The organism is Maribacter chungangensis (assembly GCF_042676845.1).
Classification (GTDB): Bacteria; Bacteroidota; Bacteroidia; order Flavobacteriales; family Flavobacteriaceae; genus Maribacter; species Maribacter chungangensis.
The window spans coordinates 880,039-891,952 of record NZ_JBHTHY010000003.1; the positions used below are offsets into that span (position 1 = coordinate 880,039).

At 43.1% G+C, this 11,914-nt stretch carries 10 protein-coding genes; all 10 read right to left on the minus strand.

Annotated features, from left to right (window positions below):
- Position 1 precedes the first annotated feature (1 nt).
- Positions 2–1,270, minus strand: coding sequence for an MFS transporter (locus ACFQZJ_RS03690; RefSeq protein ID WP_379932403.1), 1,269 nt, complete (start codon positions 1,268–1,270; stop codon positions 2–4).
- Entirely contained in the window at positions 1,267–2,652 is a 1,386-nt protein-coding gene (locus tag ACFQZJ_RS03695; protein ID WP_379932404.1) for a four-carbon acid sugar kinase family protein, read from the minus strand. The genes ACFQZJ_RS03690 and ACFQZJ_RS03695 overlap by 4 nt, the downstream gene beginning before the upstream one ends.
- A gap of 5 nt (positions 2,653–2,657) precedes the next feature.
- Positions 2,658–3,302: a cyclase family protein gene (locus tag ACFQZJ_RS03700; protein WP_379932405.1), complete on the minus strand. Its 645-nt coding sequence runs from the start codon at positions 3,300–3,302 to the stop codon at positions 2,658–2,660.
- Positions 3,303–3,305: 3 nt separating this feature from the next.
- On the minus strand, positions 3,306–4,367 hold the full coding sequence (locus ACFQZJ_RS03705) for an isocitrate/isopropylmalate dehydrogenase family protein (RefSeq protein WP_379932406.1): 1,062 nt from the start codon (positions 4,365–4,367) through the stop codon (positions 3,306–3,308).
- Positions 4,368–4,641: 274 nt separating this feature from the next.
- Complete coding sequence (gene rhaM / locus ACFQZJ_RS03710) at positions 4,642–4,956, minus strand: L-rhamnose mutarotase (RefSeq protein WP_379932407.1); 315 nt, start codon at positions 4,954–4,956, stop codon at positions 4,642–4,644.
- A 134-nt stretch (positions 4,957–5,090) separates the two neighbouring features.
- A complete protein-coding gene (locus ACFQZJ_RS03715) occupies positions 5,091–5,921 on the minus strand; it encodes a hypothetical protein (protein ID WP_379932408.1) in 831 nt (276 codons plus the stop codon).
- Entirely contained in the window at positions 5,914–7,212 is a 1,299-nt protein-coding gene (locus ACFQZJ_RS03720; protein WP_379932409.1) for a Gfo/Idh/MocA family protein, read from the minus strand. Before ACFQZJ_RS03720 ends, ACFQZJ_RS03715 begins: the two co-directional genes overlap by 8 nt.
- Before the next feature lie 42 nt (positions 7,213–7,254).
- On the minus strand, positions 7,255–8,469 hold the full coding sequence (locus ACFQZJ_RS03725; protein ID WP_379932410.1) for an alginate lyase family protein: 1,215 nt from the start codon (positions 8,467–8,469) through the stop codon (positions 7,255–7,257).
- Between the two features lie 28 nt (positions 8,470–8,497).
- Complete coding sequence (locus tag ACFQZJ_RS03730; RefSeq protein ID WP_379932411.1) at positions 8,498–9,598, minus strand: glycoside hydrolase family 88/105 protein; 1,101 nt, start codon at positions 9,596–9,598, stop codon at positions 8,498–8,500.
- A gap of 30 nt (positions 9,599–9,628) precedes the next feature.
- Positions 9,629–11,884, minus strand: coding sequence for a glycoside hydrolase family 3 N-terminal domain-containing protein (locus ACFQZJ_RS03735; protein ID WP_379932412.1), 2,256 nt, complete (start codon positions 11,882–11,884; stop codon positions 9,629–9,631).
- Between the last annotated feature and the right edge of the window lie 30 nt (positions 11,885–11,914).

Here is an 11,914-nt window from a genome sequence, read left to right on the forward strand (position 1 = left end):
ATCAATATTCAGAGAAATGTTTTTCAGGTTTCATATTGTACCAAAGGACAATGGCTAAAAGGTTCAGCGCGGCACCGATGATAAAGAATAGGGTTGTAGTACCTGTCCACGCCAACAAATATGGAAATAAAAGTGCAGTTATAAAAGCACCGATATTACCCGCCATATTCATGGTTCCGGATACGGCACCCGCATGTTTTTTGCCAATATCTACACAAAACGCCCAGGAAGGTGGTAGGGTCATATCCGCTCCAAAAATGGCCAAACTTAAAAATAGTATGGCGCCTATGGCATTATCCATGTAAATACTTCCGAACAAGCCAATAGCAGCGAAGAGAAATCCGAGCGATGCGGGAAAAATACGGGATTTGTTCCAATGTCCTTTTTTGAAAATGGAATCTATGAGCCAACCTGAAAACCAGTTGCCAAAAGCGCCGAATACCAGCGGTAACGCGGTATAAAATCCGGCTTCTACCGTGGTGAGCCCATATTCACTTTTAATGTGTGGGAATAACCAGGTAAGGGCAAAAAAGAAGGTGAAATTGCTGCAGAAATACTGTCCCATAGCCAGCCACATATTTTTGGATTTCAACAAGCTGCCAAAATGTATTTTTTCTTTGGATATAGCGGTTTCTCTATCTTGGCGCGTGGATAGAATAAATTCCTTCTCAACTTCGGAAATTCCCTTATGGTCCTCGGGGTTGTCCCTAAAAAATACAAACCAGGCTATTGCCCAAAGCACGCCAATTGCACCTAGGATAAAGAAGGTGGTGCGCCAACCAAAACTATCGATCATCCATGCTACCGCTGGAAGGGCAAATGCGGCTCCCAAACGAGAGCCCGAAAAATTGATTCCGGTAACAATACCCCTTTCTTTCAGAGGTATCCAGCTGTAAATGGCCCTGCTCATTCCTGGGAAGGCACCCGCCTCTCCGGCACCGAACAGAAATCGTACGATCAATAAGGATATGAAATTAAATGCAAGACCCGTCAAAGCGGTGAAAAGCGACCAAATAGAAACGATTACGGCAAGTATTTTTCTTGGGCCAAAACGGTCGGCCAAAATTCCGGATGGGGTTTGAAAAAAAGCATAGCCCAAAGAAAAGGCCGCCAGTACCCATCCCATTTGTTTGTCGCTTAGCCCCATCGCCTCCGATATGGGTTCTTTGGCTACGGAAATACAGATACGGTCTACGTATAGTAATAGTGCTAGCAAAAAGGTGCCGGCAACCATAAAATAACGTTTTGGAAATATTGTTTTTTTGTTCATTCCATCAATTTTAAAACGGTAAGTAAAGCACTATCATCTCCTACATTTCCTGGGAAAACGATGTAGGGTAAGCTGGGAAAACGTGAGTGTTCGTCGGCCTGCCAAACGGGTACGCCTTTATGTACCTGACCAAGGACCATGGCCCTGGAAATCCCAAGGGATTTTACCGCGATATCGCTTGAGGTAATACCGCCTTTGGCCAAGATGAATTTGGGCCTTACTTGCACTAGGCTCGCGATAGTTGTCAACGCATTGGACACCAGATTTACAATTTTTAGACTTTCTTCTTTTGAGTTCCCTTTTTTTAGTTTGCGACTGGTGTATAATACCACGTTCATACCATTTCTCAATTGGTTGTCCAATTTAGTCGCTAGTGCGTTTAACGTATTTTCCAATGTATCATCTTCAAATAATTGCTGTACATCTAGCTCCACATATTGGGCCTTGTACTGTTTTTTGAGATAGTTAAGTTGTGCCGTGGTTTTAGGAACATAGGAGCCAACAATCACCAGAGCCCCATGTGTTATGTTTTCTTTTACAAGGTCTTTTTTTGTTAAAAGGGGCGAAGGTCGCTGACCGATAATCGCGTTTACGAAAGATGCGGCAGTTCTATACATTAAAGGTTTCTTGGACCGTAAAGTGGCCAAAGCAAATTTTTCAAGGTCGGCTTGTGCGGTTGCGTTTACAAGGATGTGGCTATGTGTTCCTTCTTTAACTTGAGCCGTAATTTGTGCTGCAGGAGCGTTTCTTACATCATCTAACGAAATGGCTTGTATCTGTAATTCCTCAATGTTGTTTTCGTACTTTTCTACAATATATTTTTTAAGGTTTGATGCCGTATAGCCAAAGGTACTGTCCTTGGCGAAGGAGGTTTCCCCAGCGGGAACAAAACGGTCTCCCTCTTGTACATAATGTACGTCTTGGTAGGTATAGCGTCCTCCTTCAAAAAAAGCAGGAATCAGTACATGCTTTGCATCCGGTTGTCCTAAGCCTTCTGCCAAGGAAAGAACCTCGCCAGGATAATGTCCCCTAAGGGTAGAATCTCCTCGGCTTATCACCAAGAGTTGTTTTTGATGTTTTGCGGCTATTTTTTGCAACCGTTTCCCTAAACGGAATGCCAAATTTTCTGCTTCTTTTACTTGTAGGCTTCTAGAATTAGTGAGAATAAAAAATACAGGGCTACGTGCCAATTCTTTTTCTAGCACGGTTTCCGTCCATTGTGTCACTACCGGAATATCCCTTACGGTCTGTGTACCCGTAGGATCATCATCCAGAATCACAATGGTTTTTTGGGTACGCGCTAAAAGTTCTTGTATTTCTTTTTGATATCCTTTCAGCTGGTTTCCATTTGCTATCGATTTTAAAATGACGTGATCGGACATGGTTGTTATTCTATGGCTAAAATTCGTGCTGGTGCGCCATCCCCGTTTTCTACCTTTAAGGGCAGGCTTATTAAGGTAACCTGATCCTTGGTCAACTGGTCCAGATTGGTAAGTCCCTCTACAATAATAATATCGTTCTTCATCAGTATGGTGTGGATTTTGGTTACCTCTTCTAGATTATTTACATCTGCAACGGAGGGTGGTTCCACACCCAATAATCCAACCTGCTTTTCTCCCAACCAATGGGCCAGGGCTTCACTTATTCTGGGCAATTCATCTCTGTAAGCGGTAGTGTGCAGTTTTTTACTCCATCCGGTATGTAATAGTACGCTGTCTCCTTTCTGAATTTTATCCGCTATCGGTTCCATGTCCGAAATGGTAATCAAGCAACTGGGGTGCACATCTTTTACTTGAACCACCCAAGCTTTGGTAATAAGACGCTCTGGCGGAATGGTATCAATGGTCCGGTCCGTTACATTAAAATGTAATGGGGCGTCCATGTGCGTGCCCACATGTGAATACAACTGCAAGGTAGTGGCGTTCCAACCATCTTTTGCTATGGTTTTGGCGGGCAAAATATCCACTCCCTCCATGCTATTGGAGAGGGAGTGGGTAAGGTCTATTATTCTTTTGTTTTTAGCTGGCAACACTAGTTATGAATTAATGAAACTAACGATGCGTTCCGCAATCTCGGAGGTAGATGCGCTGCCTTTTAGGTCTTTGGTCAGATTACCTTGTGCGGTGGCGTGTTCAATGCCTGCGACTATGGCATCGGCAGCTTCCTGTTCCCCCAAATGTTCCAACATTATGGCGGCCGACCAAATTTGGCCAATGGGGTTTGCAATGTTCTGACCGGCAATATCCGGCGCGGAACCATGAATAGGCTCGAACATGGACGGGTAATCCCCTTCTGGATTTATGTTTCCACTACCGCCCAAACCTAAGCTTCCCATGATGGCACCACCAAGGTCCGATAGGATATCGCCCATCATATTCGTAGTTACGATGACATCAAAAAATTCGGGTTTCAGTACAAAACTAGCGGAGGCATTATCAATATACATTTTGCCGTATTCCACATCAGGATACTGTGCAGCCACTTCGGCGATCACCTTGTCCCAAAATCCTAGGGTATAAATAAGGGTGTTGGATTTGGTGACGTTGGTTACTTTTTTTCTTCTTTTCCGTGCCAATTTAAAGGCATAGTGTGCAATGCGCTCTACGCCTAAACGTGTAACCATACTGGTGTCTACCGCACAACCGTTGGGTGTGTCAGGATAGAATATTTTACCGTTTTGTACAAACTCCCCTTCATTGTTTTCCCTTAATATGACGAAATCGATATCTTCTTCCGTTTTGTCCCGCAATGGACTCTGCACCCCCGAAAACAGTTTTACCGGTCTGTAGTTTACATATTGTTCCAGTTCTGTGCGTACTTTAAAGGTATAGTCTTTTGCGGGCAGCGTATCGTCCACTTCGGGAAGTCCTACGGCACCAAAGTAAATAGCATCGAATTTTTTTAGGGTCTCCAGACCGTCTTTCGGCATAAATTCGCCATGCTTCACATAATGTCCCGCACCCCAAGAAAAATCTTCTGTTGTAATGTCAAAATTGTATTTTTTGGCAACCGCTCTCAATACCGATACCCCTGCCGGAACAATTTCGTTTCCTATTCCGTCTCCATTTACTACTGCGATTTTGTATTGTTTACCCATCGTACTACCTAGTTAAATATTAAAATATTTGTGATTTATTTTTCGCAATCTAAAGCGAGCATAATACTAGCCTTATTTTAGGAATAGGACATCCTGTACTATACTGGTTAGCAAATTGTTCTTAGCTGCCTTAGTTAAAACGATTGTAGTCGAGAAATACCTGAACGTAAATCACCTAGGGGCAAGCCTAAGTAGTCCTAGAAGTAAAGCCAACAATAATTACGAAGTAAGAATTGCGGCATTATACCTCTAGATTGTGGAGAAACCTAGAGCGTTATTCCATGTAGAACACTTCTTCCAAGACTGTTGAAACCGGAGAATTATCCGGATTGGTTTCCATAATATCTGCCATAAAGGCCCACCATTTCTGTACAATGGGGTTGTTCGCCAAATCCTGGGAACCGCCATTGCCCGATACTTTTTGAAAAGCAAAAAGGGTTTGGGTATGCTTATCAAAGAAGATGGAATAGTCACTAACACCAGCTTCCTTTAATAGTTTTTTAAGCTCCGGCCAGATTTCATTATGGCGTTTGGTATACGCCTCTTTCTGACCTGGATTCAATTTCATTTTAAAGGCTAATCTTTGCATAGGGTACTTTTTTGGCAGAATCGTAATACTTAATCTAATATGTTCAAAGCAATGATATTTAAGCTATTACAATAAAATAATCGTGATATATACATTCTTGATTATTCTAAGGTTATTAAAATAAGGTTCAGTTTTCATTCAAATAGTGCAACAATAAACTTGAGTCTATTGGGAATATGTTGCTTTACCCAATTTTCTGTATTTGAAGATAGTCGCCCCGGGTGTTTTAATATCGTGTATACGAACAATGCAGATTCCGCTAAATCCTCTTTATCGGAATTTTCCTTGGCATACTGCGTAATAAATGTCTTATCGTTTTGTTGCGCTGAAAGCCATTCCGTGCTATTTAAATAATCGCTGTCCAAAGACGCGTGGACACTTTCGTGGAATACGGTCTCTTCAAAATCGTTGTTTGAGATACGTAAATCAATGTTATCGGAATAGACAACAAAAAAATTCGCCTCTGCCTCGGCAAAAGCTCCCGCATCACCTTTGTGCAATACTACATGAGAAAGTTTATTTCTCATTAAAGTTGGGAGCTTGCCCAATGGACCGGCCAGTTTGTCTACAAAGGATTTTGCCGTTGCTTCAGATTCAAAATCGCTATGCGCCCAAATTTCCACACTTGTACCTAAAGAGAAGTTTGCTTGAAAGACATACGTGTTTGTATCAAAAAGCATATCATTTCTACTGTCTGGCATTTCTTTATCATATTGCCCTAAGTAGGTTATATTAACGAAGGAATCTTCATCATTTTCCGTAATAAAATCAATATTCGTTGATACTATGGAATTTGCAAAAAGCGGATCTGTATTTTCATTTGATATGCCAGAACTTTTTTCTGTGACATCCGCGTTGTTATTCACGCCAGAGCAGGAGAGCACAAGTAGGAATAAAATTAGTCCTGTAAAGCAATTTTTGGGCTTAACCATTCTATGCCGTTTTAATGTCATACTCTTACTCATACTTACGTTTTTTTCTCTTCCTCATTTTGTTGGCCTCGGGATCTCCTTTGAATTTTTCCTTTTCAGGGTTCCATTCCAAAGGTCTACGAAGTTCATAGGCAATATTCGCAACATTACAGATAGTCGCGGAACGATGCCCGGTTTCTACGCTGCAAATAGGTTCTTGTCGTGTTCTAATGGCATCCAACCAATTTTGATAATGGTTGCCTTGGTCTTTGAACAGTTCTTTTGAGTCACCTCCGTTTGGTAAAAGAATAGTATCGGGTCGTGTTTCCAAAAATCCACGGCTTACGTCCAATTCCCCTTCGGTACCTATAAAACGTACCGCCCATCCACGGCCAAAGTCCTCATGCACCATTTCAATTCCGTTTTCATAGAACATTCGAAGGCCGCGAACGGCATTCGGGTCTTTTGGCGGAATAAAGGATACTGGTCCGGTTTTGTCCATACCCAAGCACCATTGCGCAATATCGAACATGTGCGTTCCCCAATCGGCGATGCGCCCACCACCGGTTTCCTTAAAGTCGCGCCACGCGGGATAGGATTTTACGATTTCAGGAGCAATACTTTCATGATAACCAAGCAGGGGAGCGGGACCGCACCAAAGGTTCCAGTCTATACCTTTTGGCAAAGGCTGGGCGGGCAGGTCATAAGCACGGTAGGGACCTCCAACATTGACCAGTACTTTTTTAATCTCACCCAGCTTACCGGAACTTACGATTTCCTGTGCTGTCTTGAATTTTTCCCAAGACCGTTGCATACTGCCTATTTGAACTACGCGGCCATATTTTTCTTTGGCATTTACCATATCCCGACCATCTTTGATGGTGTTGGTCATGGGTTTTTCACAATACACGTCCTTACCCGATCTCATAGCGTCTATGGCTTGCTTGGCATGCCAATGGTCCGGAGTGGCAATGACTACGGCATCAATATCCTTTCGTTCCAAAAGTTCACCGTATTCTAAATAGGTAGTGATCCCCTTGTAGTTGGTTATATTCCTTTTTTCGGCATAATAACCTTCTACCAGTTGCTTGAACCAAGTTTGTTTTGAAGTCCAAACCTCGGCACCTGCAACAATTTGTGCTTCCGTATGGGTCAAAAATTTATTGGCCAAAATACCGCCTTGTTTCCCTAATCCGATATAACCCAAATTAATTTTATCGCTGGGAGCCATAAAACCTCTCCCCAAAACATGACGGGGTACAATAGTTATGAGTCCGGCAGCAAGTGCCGTGTTCTTTATAAATTTTCTTCTGGAATTACTATGGGGTGATACGTCCTCTTTCATGTTATTACAGCAATTGACTTTTGTTCTTAAAGTTAGGAATTTTTAGAGAAAGCAGGGATAAAGTAAGTGTTGTACATCATCCTTTTTTATCAAAGCTTTTTCCTCACCACAGTAGGAAGGTATATTCAACATACTACCCGTGGCTGCGAACATTTTTTGAAGTCTTTCTACCGCTTTGTCCATACTGCCCAATTGTTGGTAGGGCCAAGTCTTGTCGTTACCTACATAGGGATATAGAAAGTCATGCCCTTTTTTTAGGGTTCCTGACGCAGATTCATCTTTCCATAAATCGATTTGTATTCGTTCTTTTCTTCCTAGGAAGGCCAATTTGGTGAGACCGGACAGATTTAGGATGCTATAGGTCATGCCCTTGGTTCTGTCCAGTTCGTGTGGCTGTCGCCCATCAGCTTCAATTTGATGCCGAATTCTATTTTCAGTTACAGATTCTAGGACAGTTCTTGCGGCATCGGTTTTATCTAAAAACAAAAGCAGGCAGACGAGTTGCACATCGTACAGCGTCCCATGATTGTTTTTACGGGTCTTTTCAAAGATTCCGAATTTGCTGGTCTGCAACCAATTCAGATAGTCTTCCAACCATTTTCTCATTGGGGTTTCAACGCTAGGTTCCAATGCATTACCCGACTTCAAAATTTCCAGAGCGGTTACGATGTTAAGGATGCCATGAAAATCGATGATACCGAATCCCCTGCCGGTGTTTCTTCCCGGGATGCCCTGTGCATAATCTAAGTTGGGGTTCATTTTGGTGGTTTCGTCTATAAACCAAACCTGCAATAATTCTTTGGTTTTGTCGGCATATTGTTTTTCGCCCGAAAAAAAGAATGCCAAGGAAAGTGTTTTAACATGATAGAATAAGTGATTTTTTGCATCGGTATCTACATTTTCACCCCGGGTCATCGGGTTTACTTCCCCGTCCTTGCGTATCCACGGTAGGCCGTCCTCTTTATCCAGGTCTGGCCACCAATATGGGGCCAGACTTAAATAATCATGCTTATCACCACTCGCTGCCGTTCTGCTTTTTTCAACGACTGATGTAGGTTTTGCATCTAAAGCATTTTTTGCATCCGCCATCAGTTTTTGATACGCAGGTAAAAAACGGTCAGATCTACTGTTGATTTCGAGTTTTACCTTCTGGAGTTTATTAAAATCTAGCATGGTAAAGGTATCGCTTATGAAGGATTCCTTTTCTTGACCATAACAGGGACAGCTGAACAGTATCAGTAAGAAAAAAAATGACACCGAAAGGCTTTTGATGCCGGTATGCATTTTATCGTTCCAATTTTAGCAGCTCGCTGCCGGCCAATAAAAAAGCACCCGTACCATAGTTCTGCCAGCTATCTGCCGTGGCAGGCTGTGGGTCGGCACCAATATCCTGCACCCATCCTACCATACCATTTTCATGTTGGCAGGCTGCCAAGGCATTCCACGCTTTGGTTACGGCGGGAACATAGGTCGCTTTGTCAAGTATACCATTGTTTACGCCCCAAGCTAGCGCGTAGGTATAAAAGCCACTTGCACTGACTTCGCCGTGGTTCCATGATTCCGGTGAAAGCAGGCTTGTTCTCCAAAGTCCGTCCTCATGTTGTAGTGATTTAATTCTAGCTGCGATTTTCTTGTACAGGTTTAGATAAAAATCGTAGTGCTCGTAGTCTTTTGGCAGATCTGTTAAAACCAAAGCCAACCCGCCAAGAACCCATCCGTTTCCACGGGCCCAAAATATTTTTTTGCCGTTAGGTTCCTTAAGGTCCTTTTCGTTTACGCCCCATTGGTAGCGCGTATCACGGGCAAAAAGATGTTCTTCTTGATCGAACAAAAGGTCGTAGGTTTCCATATAGTATTTGTGCATGGCGTCTAGATATTTTTCTTCACCGGTCTGTTTGGTATATACGGTGATTACGGGTGGAGCCATAAACAGCGCATCGCACCACCACCAAAGAATTTTTTTCTCCTTGTTTTTGTCGGTACCATCTTTCCATTTGTTGGGTTCATACAGATGAGTATCCAAAAATTCTTTTGTTGGACCTAAATCCACTAAATTTTTTCTGGTGGAGTTCGCATATAAATACGAATAAGAAATCGCTACATCATCTGCGTGATAGGTTCTATATAATGGTTTCCAATGGTTTCTATACCCCTGCGTTTTAAGAGCCGCTAGGAAGATAGGGTTTTTGGTCGTCTCATGGGCTTTGGATACACCCACGTAATAGGCACCATTGGTCCAGTCCGTCGGGGCAAGCGCAAAAATAGGATGCGCTTCCTGCCACTCCATCGCTTTGACCATGGCGGTTTCTATAGCTTTGTTGTCCATCTGCTGCCCCATGTTCTTGGTTGTCGCAAATACTAGTAGAATAAGCAGTAATCTTTTCATCGTTTTCATCGTTTTCGTTTTAGTGCGTTGTTATTTTTCCAGTCTAAATTTTCCCGTCACCCCTTCTTGGGAAGAAGTGCCTACCATAACCGTATAATCTCCTGTTTCCAGTATTTTCTCCATGGTCAATCCGGTAAATTCGAGCATTTTCGGGTTGATGGTGAAGGAAACGGTTTTGGATTCCCCTGGGGCCAATTCAATTTTTTCAAAGCCTTTTAGCTCCTTGTCCGGCCTGGTTACGGAGCCAATATTATCTTTTACGTAGAGTTGGACCACTTCCTTGGCTTTCATCTTTCCGGTATTGGAAACGTCAACGCTAACGGTAATCTCGGAAGTAGGGGTAATGGTACTGTCCGATATTTTAAGGTTTTTATATTCAAATGTTCCATAGCTTAGTCCGTAGCCAAAGGGATATAAAGGACCATCTTCCAAAAACAAATAGCCTTTTTTGTTATTGATTTCCTTCATGCTGTAATGAAAAGGGAGTTGGCCTATGGACCTAGGAACGGTTACGGGAGATTTCCCGGACGGAGATACCTCTCCAAAAATGATCTTAGCCAAGGAGGTATCGCCAAGTTCACTTAAATCCCAAGCGTCCAAAATGGCATCTGCTTGTTCCGATATGGTATTGATGGATAGGGTTCTTCTGTGTTTTAAAACAACGATGACCGGTTTTCCAAGGGCTTTGATTTTAGTGAGCAGTTCGTCTTGGGCACCAACGGGCTCAATGGTAGCTCGGTCTCCCAACGCATTATTGAAATATGCTTCTTTTGAGGTAAACTCATCACCGCCTAAAAACAGGACAACGGCGTCCGAGGCTTTGGCGATATCCACAAGTTTGTTTAGCTGCTCGGGACCTGTTGGCAGTAATTTCGGTACGCCTTTGTTCTGGTCCGTTAGTTCAAAACCTTGTGCTGCGACAAAAGTGACTTGGTCTCCCACAACCGACTCAAAGGCAGCTTTGGTGGTTTCATTCAAGATAGGACCCAATAGGGCAATTTGCTGTTTCTCTTTTTTTAAGGGTAGGGTATTTGCCTCGTTTTTCAATAGTATAATGGATTCTAGATCGGCTTCTTGCGCCAAGGCCAAAGAGGCCTTCGAACGGACGGTTTTCTCTACCTTTTTTATGTCAACATAGGGGTTGTCAAAAAGGCCTAATATCATTTTAGTCCGCAGTACACGTCGCACGGAACGGTCTATCATTTTTTCTATGGAGGGGTCTTTTTTCACCATTTCCGGCAAGTAGGCATAGGAATCCTCGGCATATAAATCGATATCGATACCGGCAACAAGCCCCAGTAGGGCGGCAGCCTCCGGACTTTCGGCAACTTTCATAAAGTAGTACAAACGCGCAATATCATTGGAGTCAGAAACTACATACCCATCAAATCCCCATTGGTCCCGCAGAACCCCGGTTAATAATTCAGGATTTCCGTGACTGGCTACACCGTTTAAATCGCCATGGGAGGCCATAATGCCTAAAGTTCTAGCTTCTTTTACCGCCGCCTCAAAAGGAGGGTATATATCGTCTATCAAGGTTCTGGGCGATATTTCAACTGCCGCAAAATTAGAACCTCCCAAGACTTGTCCGTAGCCTGCAAAGTGTTTTGCAACCGCTCCAATATGGGTTCCTGCTCCAAGTCCGGTATAATCGCCCTGCACGCCTTTTATGGCGTTGACCACCATCTGTGTGGTAAGATAGGTATCTTCACCAAAGGCTTCTGACATACGGCCAAAACGAGGGTCGCGCACAATATCCGCCTCCGGCGAATGGCACATGTGCATTCCTCTTAATCTCGCCTCAATACCTACCACGTCCCAAATACGGTTCACCAATTCAGGATTAAAGGAGGCGGCCGAGGTAATGGGCCTACCAAACTTGGTACAGCCTTCCGCGTCTACGCCATTGTAGGACTCGGTTACAAATAAGGCAGGTATTCCCCAACGGTTATTTTCTATGATATATTTCTGTAGTTCGTTGTTCAGTTTGGCGGCTGCCAAGGGCGAAATATGCTCTCCTGGATTCTTGATGCCTGCGATACCGAGTTTTAATTTTTCGATGACCCTATCAGACAATTTTAACCTGCCTTTTTTATCGGATTCTACCCCGATATTGGCATGAAAAATTCGCATTTGCGCCACTTTTTCTTCTAGCGATAGCCTGGGTAGTAAATCTTCTACCCGTTCTTCTATAGAAAGTGAAGCGTCTTTGTAGAGCATGTTCTTTTTTTGTGCCGATAGGCCAATGGTTAGGAGTGAAAGGAAAAATATGATGGTATATTTCATTGATGTCATAAGTGTTTGATTCTAAATGTT